The organism is Mesorhizobium sp. M0815, from assembly GCF_040319995.1.
Lineage (GTDB): Bacteria > Pseudomonadota > Alphaproteobacteria > Rhizobiales > Rhizobiaceae > Mesorhizobium.
Map to the genome: position 1 here is coordinate 183,921 of NZ_JAMYOU010000005.1, position 18,605 is coordinate 202,525.

At 59.8% G+C, this 18,605-nt stretch carries 14 protein-coding genes; 5 read left to right on the plus strand and 9 right to left on the minus strand.

Annotated elements, in window-relative coordinates; genetic code table 11:
- The first annotated feature begins 188 nt into the window (after window positions 1–188).
- Both NKI01_RS08980 and NKI01_RS08985 read left to right on the plus strand, forming a co-directional pair.
- Window positions 189–1,721, plus strand: coding sequence for an acyl-CoA carboxylase subunit beta (locus NKI01_RS08980; RefSeq protein WP_023717541.1), 1,533 nt, complete (start codon window positions 189–191; stop codon window positions 1,719–1,721).
- A 7-nt stretch (window positions 1,722–1,728) separates the two neighbouring features.
- Window positions 1,729–2,799 carry a M48 family metallopeptidase gene (locus tag NKI01_RS08985; protein ID WP_352482518.1) on the plus strand — a complete coding sequence of 357 codons (1,071 nt, stop codon included), beginning with the start codon at window positions 1,729–1,731 and terminating at the stop codon, window positions 2,797–2,799.
- 43 nt (window positions 2,800–2,842) lie between these two features.
- Here NKI01_RS08985 and NKI01_RS08990 read toward each other — a convergent pair whose 3' ends face one another.
- Together NKI01_RS08990 and NKI01_RS08995 are read right to left on the minus strand one after the other, a co-directional pair.
- Entirely contained in the window at window positions 2,843–4,849 is a 2,007-nt protein-coding gene (locus NKI01_RS08990; protein ID WP_352962840.1) for a hypothetical protein, read from the minus strand.
- A complete protein-coding gene (locus NKI01_RS08995) occupies window positions 4,846–6,396 on the minus strand; it encodes an NAD(P)H-hydrate dehydratase (RefSeq protein ID WP_352962842.1) in 1,551 nt (516 codons plus the stop codon). The genes NKI01_RS08990 and NKI01_RS08995 overlap by 4 nt, the downstream gene beginning before the upstream one ends.
- A gap of 364 nt (window positions 6,397–6,760) precedes the next feature.
- Between NKI01_RS08995 and NKI01_RS09000 the strand changes: the two genes are divergently transcribed.
- From NKI01_RS09000 to NKI01_RS09010, 3 genes are all read left to right on the plus strand, one after another.
- The gene (locus tag NKI01_RS09000) at window positions 6,761–7,099 is read left to right on the plus strand and encodes a P-II family nitrogen regulator (protein ID WP_019857988.1); all 339 of its coding nucleotides are present in this window, start codon (window positions 6,761–6,763) and stop codon (window positions 7,097–7,099) included.
- A gap of 54 nt (window positions 7,100–7,153) precedes the next feature.
- Window positions 7,154–8,563, plus strand: coding sequence for a type I glutamate--ammonia ligase (gene glnA, locus NKI01_RS09005; protein WP_023717536.1), 1,410 nt, complete (start codon window positions 7,154–7,156; stop codon window positions 8,561–8,563).
- Window positions 8,564–8,678: 115 nt separating this feature from the next.
- Window positions 8,679–10,292: a DUF6538 domain-containing protein gene (locus NKI01_RS09010; RefSeq protein ID WP_352962845.1), complete on the plus strand. Its 1,614-nt coding sequence runs from the start codon at window positions 8,679–8,681 to the stop codon at window positions 10,290–10,292.
- Window positions 10,293–10,703: 411 nt separating this feature from the next.
- Here NKI01_RS09010 and NKI01_RS09015 read toward each other — a convergent pair whose 3' ends face one another.
- The 7 genes from NKI01_RS09015 to NKI01_RS09045 form a co-directional block, all read right to left on the minus strand.
- Window positions 10,704–11,000: a hypothetical protein gene (locus NKI01_RS09015; protein ID WP_352962847.1), complete on the minus strand. Its 297-nt coding sequence runs from the start codon at window positions 10,998–11,000 to the stop codon at window positions 10,704–10,706.
- Window positions 11,001–11,002: 2 nt separating this feature from the next.
- Complete coding sequence (locus NKI01_RS09020) at window positions 11,003–15,145, minus strand: tape measure protein (protein WP_352962849.1); 4,143 nt, start codon at window positions 15,143–15,145, stop codon at window positions 11,003–11,005.
- Window positions 15,146–15,597: 452 nt separating this feature from the next.
- A complete protein-coding gene (locus tag NKI01_RS09025) occupies window positions 15,598–16,032 on the minus strand; it encodes a hypothetical protein (protein ID WP_352962851.1) in 435 nt (144 codons plus the stop codon).
- On the minus strand, window positions 16,029–16,313 hold the full coding sequence (locus NKI01_RS09030; RefSeq protein WP_352962853.1) for a hypothetical protein: 285 nt from the start codon (window positions 16,311–16,313) through the stop codon (window positions 16,029–16,031). The genes NKI01_RS09025 and NKI01_RS09030 overlap by 4 nt, the downstream gene beginning before the upstream one ends.
- Window positions 16,310–16,468 (minus strand): ribbon-helix-helix protein, CopG family, encoded by a 159-nt coding sequence (locus NKI01_RS09035; protein WP_352962856.1) that lies wholly within the window; start codon window positions 16,466–16,468, stop codon window positions 16,310–16,312. Before NKI01_RS09035 ends, NKI01_RS09030 begins: the two co-directional genes overlap by 4 nt.
- Entirely contained in the window at window positions 16,462–16,683 is a 222-nt protein-coding gene (locus NKI01_RS09040) for a hypothetical protein (RefSeq protein ID WP_352962858.1), read from the minus strand. The genes NKI01_RS09035 and NKI01_RS09040 overlap by 7 nt, the downstream gene beginning before the upstream one ends.
- 813 nt (window positions 16,684–17,496) lie before the next feature.
- Window positions 17,497–18,081, minus strand: a complete 585-nt coding sequence (locus tag NKI01_RS09045; RefSeq protein ID WP_352962860.1) for a recombinase family protein — start codon at window positions 18,079–18,081, stop codon at window positions 17,497–17,499.
- Between the last annotated feature and the right edge of the window lie 524 nt (window positions 18,082–18,605).

An 18,605-nucleotide genomic window follows, 5' to 3' on the forward strand; every position in this document is an offset into this window, starting at 1 on the left:
CCAGTCTCATTCATCGAGAAGGCCGGATTATCCCGGCCCAAGCGCCTATGCCGCCGCATATGGCCCAGTTCGCATCGAAATGCAAGGGGCCTGATGCTGCAGCGCAGCAAAAGCCATTAGGAAGCGGCGCTTGCGCTCTCCCCCAGGCATGATTACCACAATCAAGCTTTCCGTTTCGGGGACCGGTCATGAAGGACGTGCTGAAGGAACTCGAGCGCCGCCGCGAGGTCGCTCGCATGGGCGGCGGCCAGGCCCGCATCGACGCCCAGCACAAGAAGGGCAAGCTGACCGCCCGCGAACGCATAGACGTCTTTCTCGACGAGGGCTCGTTCGAGGAGTTCGACATGTATGTCGAGCACCGCTCGACCGATTTCGGCATGGAGAAAACCAAGATCGCCGGCGACGGCGTCGTTACCGGCTGGGGCACCGTCAACGGTCGCCCGGTCTATCTTTTCGCCAAGGATTTCACCGTGTTCGGCGGCTCGCTGTCCGAGGCGCATGCCGAAAAGGTGGTCAAGGTGCAGGAGATGGCACTGCGCAACCGCGCGCCGATCATCGGCCTCTACGACGCCGGCGGCGCCCGCATCCAGGAAGGCGTGGCGGCCCTCGGCGGCTATGCCGAGATCTTCCAGCGCAATGTACTGGCCTCCGGCGTCATTCCGCAGATTTCACTGATCATGGGCCCTTGCGCCGGCGGCGACGTCTATTCGCCGGCGATGACCGACTTCATCTTCATGGTCCGCGACACCTCCTATATGTTCGTCACCGGCCCGGATGTGGTGAAGACCGTCACCAATGAGACGGTCACCGCCGAAAGCCTCGGCGGCGCTTCCGTCCACACGACGAAGTCCTCGATCGCCGACGGAGCCTACGACAATGACGTCGAGGCGCTGCTGCAGATGCGCCGGCTGGTCGATCTGCTGCCCGCCTCCAACACGGCGGAAATTCCCGAGATCGAATGCTACCAATCGGTCACCGATCACGATCTGTCGCTCGACCGGCTGATTCCCGACAATGCCAACAAACCTTACGACATCAAAGAGTTGATCCTTAAAGTTTCCGACGAGGGTGACTTCTTCGAGATCCAACAGAATTTTGCGAAAAACATCGTCACCGGCTTCGGCCGTGTCGAAGGCCGCACAGTCGGCTTCGTGGCCAACCAGCCGATGGTGCTGGCCGGCGTGCTCGATTCGGATGCCAGCCGCAAGGCCGCGCGTTTCGTGCGCTTCTGCGACTGCTTCTCGATCCCGATCGTCACCTTCGTCGACGTGCCGGGCTTCCTGCCCGGTACCGCGCAGGAATATGGCGGGTTGATCAAGCACGGCGCCAAGCTTCTGTTCGCCTATGCCGAAGCGACCGTGCCAAAGATCACCGTCATCACCAGAAAGGCCTATGGCGGCGCCTATGATGTCATGGCGTCAAAACATCTGCGCGGCGATATGAACTATGCCTGGCCAACGGCGCAGATTGCGGTGATGGGCGCCAGGGGCGCGGTCGAGATCATCTATCGCAAGGACATCGGCGACGCGGAGAAAATTGCAGCACACACAAAGGCTTACGAGGATCGCTTTCTATCGCCCTTCGTTGCCGCCGAGCGCGGCTATGTCGACGAGGTGATCATGCCGCATTCGACCCGCCGCCGCATCGCCCGCGCGCTCAGGATGCTGCGCAACAAGGATATGCAAAACCCTTGGAAGAAACACGACAACATCCCGCTGTGAGGGGCTGATGTCGCGCCTGGTCCTCTACATGGGAGCGCGTTTCGGCAGATTTGCCATCCTGCTCTTCGCTCTCCCGCTGTTCTGCCCAATAGTCCTGTGGTTCTGGCTCCTCGATTGGCATCCGCTCGCCGTCATCGCGACTGGTGCTGTTGCAATCCCGGCCGCGATGCTGGCCATCGTTCTGTTGATCGGAACATTGTTCGCCGGTTTTCGACCCAGCAAGGTCAAGGGGATTACTCGGGAATCAGCCCCGAAGCTGTGGGCTGTCTGGGAGAGTATTGCCGGCAAACACCGCGCCAGCCGAACGAGGATCATCCTGAGCGACGATCTCAACGCCAGCGTCGGTGAAGAGCGGCCGTTTCTAGGCTTGCTTGGTCGCAGGGCGATTCTCACCATCGGCCTGCCATTGCTCGCAGCGACCGACCAAAAGGCATTTGCGGCGATCTTGGCTCATGAGGACGCCCATCTGAAAAACAAAGATACAAATGGCGGACTCAACCTGGCCGAACTCGAGAAAAGCTTCGATCTAATCTTCGACTTCGCTCCTCCGGGGAAAACCGTTTCAGGCAGCCTGTTCTACTGGATGCTTGGTCCGCTGTCGCGCACTCTGGAGCGCGAAGAAATACGGTTGTCGCGACGAGCGGAAATTGACGCAGATCGCCATGCAGCGACGTCCGGCGACGCACATGATGCGGCCCGCGCCCTGCTTCTGATCGGTGCCGCCAGTGCGTTCTTCGATGATCAAGTCTATAGCCCGCTCCAGCGTGAACTGCTTGGCGCCATGGCTCCGCCCCGTCCACCACTCGAAAGGGTCCTGGCGGCCGCCGCTCACTTGTCGAGACTTCCCATTCTGCAGGAGTATGCTCAAAAAGCGTGGGACGCGCGAGATAACGAAAGTGCGGACCATCCGCCCTGGTCCGAACGTCTGATTGCTCTTGGATTTAGCTCGGCTCCAGAGATAGAACCAATTCTGGTTTCTGCCTTGTCGAGCCTGCTGAGCGATGCGTTCGTCGCCGAACGCGTCCGCCATTTCGACGGCGAATGGACATCGAACATCGCCGACGACCTCGATCGATAGCTATCCACCTGGAACCACTGCGGCCAATGCCTCAGTCGGTGGCCTATTCCTCTTCCGCAGCACCGAACCCGGCCCCCATCGTCGCGCGGGCAGCGCCCGACCACGGCGTGGCGTGATTGTCGATGCGCATCTGGAAGATAAAATAGGTCGGCGAGCAGAAGCCGATGCCTTTCACCTTGCCGATACCGGGCGTATCGGGTGGCAGCGACTGGCACATGTAATCCTCGCGGCAGAAATGGTCGGCCGAGCAGGCAGGACGATTGCCGCGATTGACGGCACCGCCCAGGCACTGGTCGAAATTATTGGTCGCCACGCAGGTGTCGAATTTTTTGCCGCCAACCAGCCCGCAAATCTCGTTCGGCATCGGCTTGCCCGGTTTGAAGGCGGCAAAGCTGCGATCCCGGTCGTCGCAGCCGCGATAGGCGATACCCGCCGGCACGCCGATCTTTGGCGGTCGGCAGGTGTAGCCGGCACGCGAAATGCTTGGCGCGAACGCCGCGAACTGGCCGGTGATGGTATAGCGGTCATTGAAAGGCTGTGCCGGGTTGCTGGCGATCGAGCCGGTCAGGCATGGATGGCCGGAAAACATGTTTTCGCTGTCCTTGGGCAGCAGGCATTGCGCCAGCTTGGTGCGCACGCCGGACACGGTCGCCAGCGGCGTGCAGACGGTGCCGCCGCCGCATTGCCGAGTCGCGCCAAAGCGGGCCGCATCCGCCGGCATCAGGCACGGCATCGCCATCTCGGCCGGCGAATAGGCGATCTGTCCAGCATCGCTCCATGTCGCCGGCGGCGCGAAGGACAGCGGGCGGAAGCGGTTCGGTTCCTTGCCGTCGGCAGTCGCGTGCAGCCAGGCGACGCGACGCGGGATGTCGGCGTGGAGATGCGGCGAGATGCCGACCTCGATGCGGTTGAGCGGCGAGGTCGTCTTGTCATCGAGGCCGATGAAATGGAAACCGGCGGTCGAGCCCGCCTGATGGCAGCCTTGGCAGGCGCCGTTGTCCAGCCGCTCGACCAATGCCTCTGGCGTGCGCACCAGCTTCAGCACAGAGAAATCGAGCCCTTCGAAATCCGCGGGCTGGAACAGCGGCGTGAACGGGTGGTTGGCCTGCCTTGCGCTGCCGAAGGTCGACCACGAAATGACCTTCCTTGCCAAAAACTCATCGGGGATTTGGTAGACGCCTAGATCGACCGCCGCAACATTGGTGCGGACATAGTCGGCAAGTCTTGCTTTCAGCGCGGCGTCTTCGGCAAGACGTGCCATGTCGGGCGTGTTTTCCAGCGGCTTTTCGCTGACAGCCGTTCCGTCGATGCCGAAAATTCGCATGAGATAGGCAGCCTGCCCGCCGAATTCGGTCTCCTGGCCGGAGGGGAAGCGGACCACTTGCGCATTGAGCTCGAGCTGCTTGAAGGTGAGCGCCGCTCTTTCCAGCGGCCCACCGATCAGCCAGCCGGCATCGACGCTCTCGTCGAGCTGTGGTGCCCAGCGTCCGGCGACGCCGACACAGCCGCCATCGACATCCGGCGTGGCATTGTAGACGGCACTGAAATTGAACGGCAGGCGCGAGGCCAAAACCTTGCCGTTCTTCTTGAAGCTGTAGGCGAGGCGATAGATGAAGCGCACTTCGCCGCAACTCCCGTCGCCTTTCAGCGCGGCGAAGTCGCGCCGGTCGAGCCGGTTGACCACGCCGACGAGACGGAAGCGCGCTGCGTCGGTCCTCAGCCAGCGCATGTCCATGACACGGCCAGCATTGCCGTCGGTCACCTCGTACAGCGGCCGGCCGCCGGCCTTCATCTCGGTCCGCAATGCTGCGACGTCGCTTGCAATCGTTTCGACGATCGCGTGGTAAGCCGGCGCCTTGTCATAAAGCGTCTTCAAATCGCCCTTGCCGTCGACGCCGAAAATGCCGGCGAAGCCAAAGCCCTTGGCATCGAGAGCAGCAAGTACCGCTGGATCATCGACGATGGTCACCGGCTGCTCAGCGGCATTCGCCGACAGTGTCGCCAAAGCGGCCATGACGAGCGTGGTGAAAAGGAGTGCAATGCGTCTCATCGAAGGTCCGGCTGGCTTTCGATCAATTCCCGCAGCACTGGCACCAGAGCCGACGGTAGATCCTCGGCGATCAAGCCGGGCCCGAAACGACGGCCGGCCTCGGCGTGGATCCAGACCGCCGCGCAGGCAGCCTGGAAGGCCGCCATGCCTTGCGCCAGCAATCCGGCCGCGATCCCCGACAGAACGTCACCAGAGCCAGCCGTGGCCAGCCACGGCGCACCGTTGGCATTGATCGCGGCCCTGCCGTCGGGCGCCGCGATCACCGTGTCGGCACCCTTGTAGACGACAATGGCATTGGCGCGCTTTGCTGCTTCGCGCGCCTTGGTCACTTTGGACTGTTTTTTGTTCCCAGCGATATCTGGAAAAAGCCTGGCGAATTCACCCTCATGTGGCGTCAGCACCAGTGCCGGCGACCATGTCTGACGCGCTGCGTCGAACAGTGCCTGAGGCTGAAGCGCCAACGAGGTGATGGCGTCGGCATCCAGAACGATGGCACTGGCGTGAATTTCAGGCGTAGCCGCTGATGCGCGGGTCAGATCCGCGATCGCCGCAATCAACTGCAATGCGAAATCGCCGACCTTGGGTTTCGGCCCGAGCCCCGGTCCGAACACCAGCGCCTCGGGATGCCGCGCCACGAGGAATTCCTGCACCTCTTCGAGCGAGCCGGCCTCGCGCAGCATGATCGAGGTCAGATGCGCGGTGTTCACCTGCATGGCGTTTCCAGGTGAAAGCACAGTTACTGCCCCTGCCCCACTGCGAGCCGCGGCCATGGCCGACAACCTCGCTGCGCCCGTCGCACTCGGTCCGCCGGAAAAGACAGCAACATGGCCACGCTTGTATTTATGCGAATCGACAGCCGTTCTCGGGTAGTACCATCGCAGCCAAAGTTCCGGTGTGTTCTCGAACGCCGTGACCTTGAGCTGATCGATGATCCCATCCGGAATGCCGATATCGGCGACGATGATCTCGCCGCACAGCTCGCGCCCCGGCATCAGCAGATGGCCTGGCTTTTTCCGCACGAAAGTCACCGTGACCTCGGCCTGGAAGTGAGCGTTAGTCAAGCCGGTCTCGCCTGACACACCCGAAGGCAAATCGATCGAGACCACCGGGACGCGCTCAGCGCTGCTCAAGCCTGAGACGGCCAACGCATGCATCGAAATGTCCTTGGACAGTCCCGCGCCGTAGAGTGCGTCCACGACCACTTCACCCGCTTCCGGGTAGCAATGGCCAATGTGTTCCACGGGCAAGTTGCAGGCATCAGAGGCCAACGCGGCATCGCTTCCGGGTTTCTGCTTGCCTTCGGCCCATACGGCAACGTTCATGCCGGCCTCTGCCAACAACCGCGCCACGACATAGCCGTCGCCGCCATTGTTGCCGGGGCCGCACAGGACATGGACGCGTCTCGCCTGGGGATAGCGCGCCAGGACGACGGCAGCGACCGCTTCGCCGGCGCGCCGCATGAGGCCGAAGCCATCGAGTGGCCCGGCCGCAATCGCCAGCCGATCGGCCTCGGCCATTTCAGACGGAGACAAAAGTTCGTTGCTCATGGAATATCAGGCGACATGCACATCATTTCCCCAAGCATTGTCCAGTTTTTGATCCGACGCAAACAACGAAGGTCCCTAAGCAAAGTTGGCGGCGTACCTCGTTCGGGACGACGGCGCGCAGCTGCTCATGAAATATCCGATCTGCCCAATTTTTGTGCGGACGGCAGGACCGGCGGTGTGTAGGCTCGCGGTGTTCATGGCGCATCCGACGCAGCGAATGATGCGAATGTACATTCCTGCGCGGCATGGTATCCAAATCATGTGAGGCTGCTCGGCGCCCCATCAATTGGCACAGTTCGTGCTTGATTGAAGCGCAAGCGGGGCTCACAACCCGTCTTTTTTGGCAGTGGAGGCCACTTTTTACATGAAAAAGATCGAAGCGATCATCAAGCCGTTCAAGCTAGACGAAGTGAAAGAAGCGCTTCAGGAGGCCGGGCTGCAAGGTATCACCGTTACCGAGGCCAAAGGGTTTGGCCGCCAGAAGGGCCATACCGAGCTTTATCGCGGTGCCGAATATGTCGTCGACTTCCTGCCGAAGGTGAAAATCGAGGTCGTGCTCGGCGACGATGCGGTCGAAGCCGCGATCGAAGCCATCCGCAAGGCGGCCCAGACCGGTCGCATTGGCGACGGCAAGATCTTCGTCTCCAACATTGAGGAAGTCGTGCGCATCCGCACCGGCGAAACCGGCATGGACGCGGTCTGAATTTTCCCGTTAAAAGGCCATGTTCAAAACGTCATCACATAGGGAAGCAGGGACATGACGACAGCCAAAGACATCATGAAGCAGATCAAGGACAACGACGTGAAGTTCGTCGATCTGCGCTTCACCGATCCGAAGGGCAAACTGCAGCACGTTACGATGGATGTCGTCGAGGTCGAGGAAGACATGTTTGCCGATGGTGTCATGTTCGACGGTTCCTCGATCGCCGGCTGGAAGGCGATCAACGAGTCCGACATGGTGCTGATGCCCGATCCCGATACGGTGCATATGGACCCGTTCTTCGCTCAGTCGACCATGGTCATCCTGTGCGACATCCTCGACCCGATCTCGGGAGAATCCTACAACCGCGACCCGCGCGGCACCGCCAAAAAGGCCGAGGCCTACATGAAGGCGGAAGGCATCGGCGACCAGATCTTCGTCGGTCCTGAAGCCGAGTTCTTCGTGTTCGACGACGTCAAGTACAAGGCCGATCCCTATAATACCGGCTTCCGGCTGGATTCGACCGAATTGCCGTCCAATGACGACACCGATTACGAGACGGGTAACCTCGGCCACCGGCCGCGCATCAAGGGCGGCTATTTCCCGGTGCCGCCGATCGATTCGGCACAGGACATGCGCTCGGAAATGCTCACCGTGCTCGCCGAGATGGGCGTGCGCGTCGAAAAGCACCACCATGAAGTGGCCGCCGCCCAGCACGAGCTCGGGATCAAGTTCGACACGCTGGTCCGCAACGCCGACAAGATGCTGATCTACAAATACGTCGTGCACCAGGTCGCCAATGCGTATGGCAAGACGGCCACTTTCATGCCGAAGCCAGTATTCGGCGACAATGGCTCTGGCATGCACGTCCACCAGTCGATCTGGAAGGAAGGCAAGCCGACCTTCGCCGGCAACGAATATGCCGGCCTGTCCGAGAGCTGCCTGTTCTACATCGGTGGTATCATCAAGCATGCCAAGGCGATCAACGCCTTCACCAACCCGCTGACCAACTCCTACAAGCGCCTGGTACCCGGCTATGAAGCGCCGGTGCTGCTCGCCTATTCGGCACGCAACCGCTCGGCCTCGTGCCGTATTCCGTTCGGCTCGTCGCCGAAGGCCAAGCGCGTCGAGGTCCGCTTCCCCGATCCGGGCGCGAACCCCTATCTTGCCTTCGCCGCCATGCTGATGGCCGGCCTCGACGGCATCAAGAACAAGATCCACCCGGGACAGCCGATGGACAAGGATCTCTACGACCTTCCGCCGAAGGAATTGAAGAAGATCCCGACCGTCTGCGGCTCGCTGCGCGAAGCCCTGCAGAGCCTCGACAAGGACCGCGGCTTCCTGAAGGCCGGCGGCGTCTTCGACGACGACCAGATCGACAGCTACATCGAGCTTAAGATGGCCGAGGTGATGCGCTTCGAAATGACCCCGCATCCGGTCGAATACGATATGTACTACTCAGTTTGACCCTACACCCCTTGGAAATGCTGGCAACCCCAGCCTTTCCAAGGGTTTGGGTTGCAATGTGGTGTGAAATCTGGTTAGGAATTCTGGTTAGGAAACGCCGGATTTCGAGGCCCACATGGGACGCCAGACCGCTAAGACCTACATCAAATATCGGAAGGGATCGAAGGTCCCGGAATATGACCGCGACGTGCCTGCTGATGTCAGGCACATCGTCGGCAAGGCGAAGTGGAAGAAATCCCTTCGATCGTTTTCATATGACGACGGGCTCGCCGAGGCGCGCCGCCTCGCCAGTGAGCATGACAAGATCATTGCTGCCGCACGGGATAAGACTCCCCTGCCCTCGCCCCCGCTTGGGTCCGACGCGACCGTCCTGAAATGGTTCAACCGTCGGGGCATCGAGTCGACATGGCTGCTTCAGGAAGCCCAGTCCCTACGCGAGTTCGTGACATCGGACGGTCCACCCGACGAAATTCCCGATCCTGACTGGGTGGAATCCCATACCGCTGCATTGGATACCGAGCGCCACCATATCAATCGGCAACTGGCCCGTGATGTGGTGACCTTCAAGGCACAGGGCACGACGCCGGACGCTCTCCGCAACAGCCGCCTCTATGCCGCCGCCGATGTCATGGAAGCCAATCCGCGCGACCGGGATAGGATCACCCTTAGCGGTGTGCTGGAGGAATGGAAGTCTGTCAGCTTTGCGACGGCCACCGAGCAATACGAATATCCCGTGAGGCTCTTCGAGGAACTGCACGGCGCGCTGCCGGTGAAGGATATCACTGCTGTCCACGTTCTCGAATTCCGCAATGCCCTAATGAAGATGCCTCCGGCGTCTGGTGGCAAGTTCGACGACATGACAATGCAACAGATAATTCAGAAGGCCGAAGCCGAGGGTCTGAAGCCGTTGAAGGCGTCCACGTCCAGCAAGCATTTCCGATGCCTGAAGACGATCTTCGCCTTTGCCGTGGAAGACCTATATGTCACGACCGACGTTGCTGCTGGAATCCGCTTCCGTGGCGTCAGAGGCAAGCATTCCGAGGCGAAGAAGCAGAAGCGGCGGACGTTCAGCCCGACCGAAATGAAGAAGCTTTTCGCAGGGGCCGAAAACCACAAGTGGCGCGATGCGAAAGAGAACCTGTGGTTCCTCCGGCTGTTGACGTACACCGGGGCGCGGCCGGAGGAATTGGCACAGCTATCATCCGTCGATCTGGTGAAGTCAGGCGGGCACCTGTGCCTAGATATTCATGATCTCGGCGAGAACCATTCGAAGAACGAATCCTCGATACGCCGGGTGCCGGTACATCCCGAATTGCTACGTCTCGGCTTCGAGGATTTCGTCAAAGCGGCAGGCAATCAACCGTATCTTTTCTCAACCTTGAATCGGGATAAACGTGGCAGGCTCTATTCGGCCATGCAGCGCCGGCTATCGGCGCTCATCGACGGCAAGGTGTCCAAAGACCCACGATTGGTTCCCTACTCGCTACGACACGGCTTTAAGGATGCCCTTCGGCTTGTTCCCGGCTATGATCGGGAAGTTGCCGAGATGATCATGGGACATAGCAATCCACATCATCAAACCGGGCGAGGATACGGGACGGAACAGATCGTGGTGATGGCCGAACTTCTGGCAAAGGCAGACCCATTCGACAAACGCCGGGTGGTGTCCGAATTCGAGGAAGAGGAAGTCGAGGACGCGGTTGACGAATTGGAATTTGAGGGAAGTTGATGGCTAGTCTCGCCTGACCTGTCCACTATGCTTCCGGTGCAATTGAGTCGGGAGGATGCGATGGGGATTGCCAGAGTGACGTGCAATAAATGCGGCTTCGAACTCGAACATGCATCATCCGGAAACAGGGATTTCATCTCGATAGAGATGGATGAATGGGTTCTTCTGTGTGGCTTCCCGGCGAGTGAGAAGCCGGGTGATTGTCCATATCTGGATTCGGCTCGGCAAAAGGCGGGGATTCTCTCCAAACCATAGTCCAAGGCCCTTGTAGCCATGTCCCATCTTCCTGTTTGAACAACTCTGCTACAGCATACTCTTTCAGCATCTCGATACTCCTGGAATTGGGGATAGGAAGCCGACCGTTTTCTGAAACGGCCGGCTCAAACAAGCTCTGCCGTGCGAGGACCAGAGCTATTCCTTCAAATATTTCTTCACGATGACACTCCCGCCAAGCACCCGCCATCGCGCGGTTTGACCTTCGAGGAGTAGATGCCCTGCCGTTTCAGGATCGACGCTTTCGGATGAGGTGATCGCCACGAAAGCATCGCCGTCGAGAGCGGAAACCACGACAGTGAAAAAGCCACCATCCCAATCGACCGACAGCGGCGTCATACCGTCTTCATTGATCCGCATTGCAGGTGCAAGAGCGCGGCGCAAGCAACTGTGATCGGGACCGCTGGTCAGCCAAGATTCAGCACGTAGCAGCATGGTCAGGCCCTCATTTCCGCGCGTTTCATCGCCGAGAGCATCTGCCGCTGAGTCTCTTGTTTTGACTTTTTGAAGGTATCGAAGTCGCGGATTCCGTTCAGATGGAACGTATTGTGCTGGACGGGACGTTCGCGGCTGCGATCGTTCGACCGGTTATCGTTCCCAAGGTCCACTGGAATCTCCCGACCACGAGTGAGAGGGATCACGGCCTCGTTAGGGTGGAGCACCGCAGGCATGCCGCCAGAGGTGTTGGCAGTGCCTTCCGCATAGTGTGGCGCGTTCGACCAAACGCCGGCCGGCAGAGAAGCCCGCGCCAGTGGCGACGTTGAATAGCCGCCTTCCGAGAACAGGCCACCGAGCATGCTGCCAATGCCCCCTCCGCCCATCATGGATTGGAGAAGCTGCATGATCATGCCACCGAACTGACCAAGACCCGGAATAGCGGACGCCAGAGGGCCTAGCAGGCTGCTGATGCCCTGTCCGAAGCCGCCGACACCGGATGCACCGGCTTGCGCCTGTGTGCCCGCTGTAGCCGCCTGTTGGCCGGCTGTAGCAATCGACTGCCCTGCCGTGGTGAACTGCGGCGAGGCACTTCCTGCCAACGTGCCAGCCGTCTGGACCTGAACGCCCGTCATCGTAGAGGCCGTGGCGAGGTTCTGATTTGCGGCGCGCATGGTGTCGAAGGCCGGAGCAGTTGCCGTAGCTGTCGTGCCAATGGTCTTCAATTTGGCGTTCAGAGCATCAATGCCTTGGGTCGTCGCGGGATCGATGCGCGGTGGCGTCAATTGGGTCTCGCGACCGATCCGGAAACCTTCAACCGCTTCCTGTTTGGCCATCAGAGCACGACGCTGTTCAGCCGTCATGTCGGACATGCGCGTCTGGGTGCTGACGCCGGCAGCGGCGGCAAGCTGGTCGGTGTAATTGCGGGTGTTATTTTCGGACGGCGGCGCATATTTAGCGACCGCAGCCTCCAGCGTCTTGTTCCTGTAGCCGGGCGAATTGAACAGAAGGTTCTCACGAGCAGCGCGGCCATGCTCCAGTGTGTCGAAGGCGGCGAACCGACCACCACCAGGCAGAAAGCCGGGTTGTGATGCAGTGAACTTGCCGGCCTCGATATTGCCGGGGTTGTTGTTGCGCCAAGCAAACGTACCGTCGCGGCGGACGGTGCTGCCATCCACCCGCATGAACGAGGTCGTTCTGTTGCCGGCGGCGATGACCTTGGTGAACCCAGCCCCCATGGACTCGCCGGCACGGGCCAGATCACCATTGTTCGGTGTAATGCCCGGCGCGAAGCGTTCAGGATCGACGTAGCCGATGCGATTGGTCTTGGCCGTGGTGTTCGCGCCGATCGGGCCAGTTGCTGCCCATCCTGCCGGCAAGGCTCTGCCCGGCTCGATTGGGAAGCGATCTGTTCCAAGCGGCATGCGTGGGGCAACGCTGCTGCCTGGGATATCCGCCAGCGGCGCACGGGTGATCTTGGACATAGGGCCAAGGCCGCCATCGACCGGCATGCCATTGATGGATAGACCGGTCGTGTAGACGTTGGTCATGGCAGTTGAGATCGTGCTGCCGATGTTGGCGAGCTTCGCCAGTGCGGCATCCGCCATGCTGCCGCCGTTGGTCTGACCATCCATGCCGAGCCCGGCAAACATGTCCTTGAGCAGGCTGTTGAGGCTGATCTGGACGAAGGTCTTAAGGATCGAACGCGCCAGTCCTGCGAAGTCGGACTCTGCGCCGGTCACGAAATTGGTTAGTTCGTCGGACAATCCGCCAATGCCATCCTTGATCGCGTTCTGAATGCTGTCATTGAAGTCGCCGACAGACGTGGTCCAGCGCTCGATACCATTGCCAATTTCTCCGTTCATACGACCGACACCACGGTAATAATCCTGCAAAGCGGCAAGGCCGGAAGCGCCGATGTCCTGACCTTTCTTAAGGAGGTCGTTGTAATCCCTCTGGGCATCGTTGAGGGCCTTCTGTTCGCCTGTCTTGGCGCGAAGGTTGGCGAGATCGTCGCCGTGGTCACGTGCCAGTGCTCCAGCCGGATTGCGGTCATCAAGAGTCTTGACAGCAAGCGCCTTTTTCCACGGTGCGGCATCGATGCCTTTCTTGGCAGCGATGGCGTCAAGGAGGACAAGCTGTTTCTGGTACTCGTCGTTAGCCTTGCCAACGGCGTTGACCTCATCCCAGACGGCTTGCTGGGCATCTGTGAGGGCAGAGAGCTTGGCCGCAGCATTGCTGGCCTCACGAGTAGCGTTTCGGTTGAGTAGGTCTTGGTTCAAGAGGTCCGCGTCTTGGATTGCCTTGGCGTATTTGTCGGTCTCGGCCATGGCAGCGCCGAAGGCCTTGGACACGCCATCGGCAAGCCCTGCGCCGAAGCTGGCCACCTTAACGGACAGGGCCGTGAAGACCGCGCCAGCGCCATCGATCAATGCCTTGGTGGCTCTACTGTCGTTGAAGGCCGAATCGATGGCGGCAGCGAAGAGTCCAAGGGCGGCGACCGTCAGCATGACCTCGCTGGTCAGAACCGCAAACGCCGCGCCGATGCCACCCACGGCTGCCAGAGTCTCGCCACCGGCGAAGATCATCATAGCTGTTTTCAAACCGCGAAAGGCCACAGTCGCGCCGGTTACCAGCGGGGCCATCAGGGTAATTGGAAGGACCAACAATCGTAGAGCGCCGGCGGCAGCGGTGATCGCAGCATAACCTGCGAATGCCTTCATGAAGGTGGCGACGGTGTCAGTGTTGTCCGAGAGGATTTTGACCGTTGCGCCGATCACGCGGAAGGCTGATCCGAGGTAGGTGCCAATATCAGCGGCGAACTTCTTCACCGGGTCGCTGTTCAACGCGGCGGCCAACTGCTTTGCGAGCGCGCCCAGACCAGCGTTGAAGCCATTGTCGAACAGAGTCCGCTGGAAAGTCGTCCAAGCATTCTGGAGCCCTACGATGGATGCCTGCGATGATTGCATTGCGGACGCCATAGCCGGCCCGAACTGCGACTGGAGTCGCGCGGACATCTTGACCAGAGCGTCCGACCCGACTTCGCCGGCCTGCATCATTTTCTGGAGTTTGAGCGTGGTCACGCCAAGGCTGTCGGCGAGAATCTGGGCCGCTCCGGGCATCGCCTCGGCCAACTGGCCTCTAAGCTCTTCCATCTGGATGGTGCCCTTCGACATCATTTGCGTGAGCGCAAGGAAGGCGTTCTTCTGCTGCTCCGTGCTCGTGCCCATGGCAGCGAAGGCGGTCGAGAACGACGAGAAAATCTTCTGGGTATCTGCGACACTGACGCCGGACAGACGAGCGGCAGTCGCGAACTGGCCATAGCTGGTAGCCACGGCGTCCAACGAGATGGGCATCTGGGCAGTGAGGTTCTGTAGAAACCGCATCTGCTGTCCAACTTCGTCGGAGGACGATGCAACCGTGCCCAGAGTTCTCTGCAAACTGATGAAGGCGCTGCCCGTCTGGTACACGCCGCGTGCTGCTGCAACCGCACCAATGCCTGCCAAGGCGCTCCGCAAGAGGTTCGCGGCGGACGTGGTGGATGACATCTGCGACGCGAAACCACGAAGTGAATTCGTGGACTTCGAGAAGTCGGGCATGCTCCCACGGCCGACGCGAAGGCTTAGACCATTGAGGCGCGATAGCGCTGCGGCGGCAGCATTGATGCGAGCGGGGTTGGCTACGGCAAGCCCGGCGACAAGGGCGTTGAGGTTGCGGACTGCCGCCAGTGGTGGCCCGCGAAATCCAACTAGGGCCGCTTTGATCTGGGTGAGCGCAGTAACAAGTCGGCCGTCGATGCGGATGCGGTTCAAGTTCGCCAAGGCAATCGGTACGGCCTTCATGGCGGCTGCATTGAAACGGAAGTTGGCGAGGGCCTTCTGGAGAGTGGCGAGGTTGGTGACGAGCGCCTTTGAAACCTTGACCCTGTTGAGGGCTTCGAGCGCCTGTGCGGTCCCCCTGGCTGACTTGGCGAGGCTGCCCAAATTGGTGCGGCCGAGCTTGTCGAGCGACGCAAAGGCGCTCTTCGACACGGAGTCGAACTGCCGAAGGGCTTTGAGGGAATCCGAGACGGAGCGGGTGAATTGTGTGACGCCGGTTTGAGCCTTGCGGCTATCGACGCCAATCTGGATTTGAAAATCTGACATGGGACTCCCGTGCGCTTCGAGAGCGCGTGACGATTAGGTACTGTCGGGAGTGAGGCGCACCGCGCCGGAGGCTTATCGTTGAGGGCTCGGCCACCTTGCCGGGAGGGGGAACGGCAAGGTGGCCGGCTAACCCCGAAGTCTATGCCTAAGCTTCGGGGATTGGTTGATTAGATGCCCGGCAGGCGGCGAAGTGTCTGCTTCGGAACGGAGCCGGCCGGGCTCCCCGAAAACGGATAGCGCGCTTTCGAGGGATTTCGGTGCGGCGACTGGCGAAGGACCCGCACCAGTCGCCGCCGAGTAGGTCACGCTTGCGGGGTGTCAGGCGCGACACTCGTTTCGTTTATTTCTGCGGCCTGCCCCGCGTCGGGTCCGGGGCGTTGCCGGGTTGATGGTCATTGGGGTCGGACGTGGGTGCTCGATGGGCGTTGTCGGAATGCGCAGACAGAGCGAGATCATTTCCTCAGCCATGGCTCCACCATGAGTCTGTCGGATTCCGAAGCGCGTGCCGGGTTTGCCTTGTAACGGGTCCAAGCCTCATACACGGCCAGTCGCATATCAGGATGCGCGTTTGCCCAGAGAGCTTGGCCGTCGAGCACTAGCCGGACACTGGTCTTAGGCTCTTCGACGGGTACCTCTGCCGGCTCTTCGGCTTTGGGCTTGAGAGTGCCCAGCCATTCCATGTTTTTCTGGTCGGACTCGGTCATCTGCGACAACGGCCGGCCTCCGAGGTAATCTTTCTGTAAAACATTGAGTTCGATGACGGGCTCCGGGGCGTCAACGTGATCCTTCCGGTTATCGAACTCGAGTCGGATATTCGGGTCGGCAGTCGGAAGTGTCTTCTCGGTGAGTCCATGAAGCTGGAGCAGTTCGCCCTGTCGGCTATTCATTGGTGCGGTCCTTTTCGCTGTAGTTTAGTTCTGGCGAGCTTCTCTAGCGCGGCGCGCCGCAACCATTCGGTGCGATCGAGTCCATCAGCCTTTGCTGCGGTATGGACGCGATCGGCCATCGACGCTCCTTCGCTGGTCCATTCGCTATCGAGGGCACGTTGCAATGCGAGTCTCAACCAGTCGCCTTTGTCGGTATTGGCGCAGGCGGATTCGATAGCCCGGTGCATGGACTCTGGTATAGCGATGACGATGCGCTGGAAGCCTTCTTGCGAGATGGTCATCGGCCCGCTTCCTGCTCGGCGAGATATTGGTTCACGGCCCTGCGTACTACGTCGCCTCGCGATACCCTTTCCAGCCGGCATTGCTGCGCTAGACGGTAGACGAGGGCAGCGGGCATTATCACGCCGACTGTCTGGGTTACTTTGGTCATCAGCATGCCCCTTCATTGTCCGCGATCTCGGCTTCGATTGCCGCCGCGCGCGCTGCCTTGGCGTCTGCCGAGACCTTGTCCTGCAACAGCGCCAGAGCCTTGCGAAAAACATGAGCGCGACCAAGCCCGGTGATTGCGGCTTGGCGGTTGACGAACTTCAACTGCGAATCCGTAATGGAGACTACAAATCTATTGTGGCTGACGCCTCGGCCGATTGTCATACGAGGGCCCCCACCTTGCCGCCGTGGGTAACGAAGTCCCTTTCGACAATTAGACGGAGCGCCGCCGTAAATGGCACCAAGTCTCTTAGGGCTAGGGCATCAATATAGTCAACCTGATGTTCAGGGAGCGTGATGCTTTTGCTGATGCTGCCAGAAGGGCGCATCGAATTCTTACTAGTAGTCATAGTGGTTCTCGTTAATTGGGGAATCGAGACGCAGCGGCTACCAGCCGACAGGCGCACAGTACCACTATGGCCAAGGTCCCTGAGTATGCTTATCGTACAGAGAACAATACGTTCTGTCAAGAAAAGCTTGACAGCGTCCCAAAAATAACGGGTGGTGCCTAGGATATATGGGAATGATGGTGCGATTAACCAACCTGATCTCTGCATGACTCGGTCTGCACTCAACCAATCAATCGCTATTGGCCAAAGGCAGGCGGGGAGTTGGCGGGATTTGTAGGGGATGGGGTTGAGTGCAGATAAGTGTAGATGTGGTTGAGTGCAGATGAGACTAAACTTATAGTAGACAGACATGGTTGATCGCAAACTAAATCAGCTATGTGACTTTATTTAGCACAGACAATCACCGTGAAGCGGCCGAAATGGCTTTGCCAAACACCCCTCTGGGACCCCGACGAGTAAGATTTAAACTAAGTTCATATCAGATTTCGAGCTAATAAACCTTAGGGGGGTATGCGGTCTCGGCCGGTGTGTGGCCGATGTCTGCCCTCAACCACTTCGACCACAAGCCGGGACAGCAAAAGGCCCGGACGATTGCCGGGCCTTCTCGTGGATGGTGATGACGTGATGGCTATGCGGCCTTTGCCTCTGCCTCGCCCGCCTGCTTGGCGATGATCTTCTGCACCGTGGCCTTGGAGAACCCGATCTCTTTGGCAATGGCGCGGATCGATACGTTGTCAGCCCTCAGAGCCGCCACACGGGCCTCTGTGGCATCGTCCAGCCGCTTCGGCCGGCCGCCTGTCCTGCCTGCCGCTTTGGCCTTGGCGATGCCCTCCATCTGTCGCTCTTTCCGAAGCTCGGTCTCAAAGGACGCGATGCTGGCGAGGATGGAGAAGACCAAGCGGCCGGTGCGCGTGGTCGTGTCAAGGCTGGGATCGTCCAGCACCTTGAAGGCTACACCCTTCCGCTCCAGTTCGTCCGCGATCCTGTGCAGATGCAGCGTTGAACGCGCCAGTCTATCGAGCTTCGTGATGATAAGGGTATCACCATCACGTACGTATTCGAGGCAGCGCGCCAGTTCCGGCCGATCATCGTCCAGGCCGGACAGCTTCTCTTTGAATATCTTGATCGCGCCTGCGGCTGTCAGTCGGTCCACCTGCGTCTGGTAGTCCTGCGATCGGCTTGAGACTCTGCAATAACCAACCAGTTCACCCATACCCGTACCCTTCTGTCTAAGACATTTATGGACTGACCATAGTGTACGCGAAGGGTACGGTCAACGGCTAAGTGTCCAGAATGTAAACATTTGTGGACGCCGTAGAGGGCGGAGTTCCGGGGTTTTGGAGGGTCAGCCGGTCTCAGAGTGAGAGGTCCCGCGATCGATTGGCGAGGTCACCGTTAACGCTGAGAGGTAGGGTTAACGCGCCCGGTTGAGCGCAGATAATTCGATCCAAATTTTAATGACCGCAGATGTGACCATATAACCACATCTTTATGTCTTGATACAAATTGGATCGTACCGCTCGGTACGGCTCCAGAGGTCGCTGTCGGCAGATCGAAATCCGCGTCGAAAACTATTGCGGAAAAATTTATCGAGGCGCGCTTTTTGAAGTGCCTACGGTGCCCCTTGGCTGGCCCAGTCGAGTCCTCAGCGCTGGATACCAGCGACTCCCTTGACGGTCTGAGCAAGATGTCATAAGCGCGAATTGGCTATCTCGGAAGGTGGAGCGATGGTGCGCA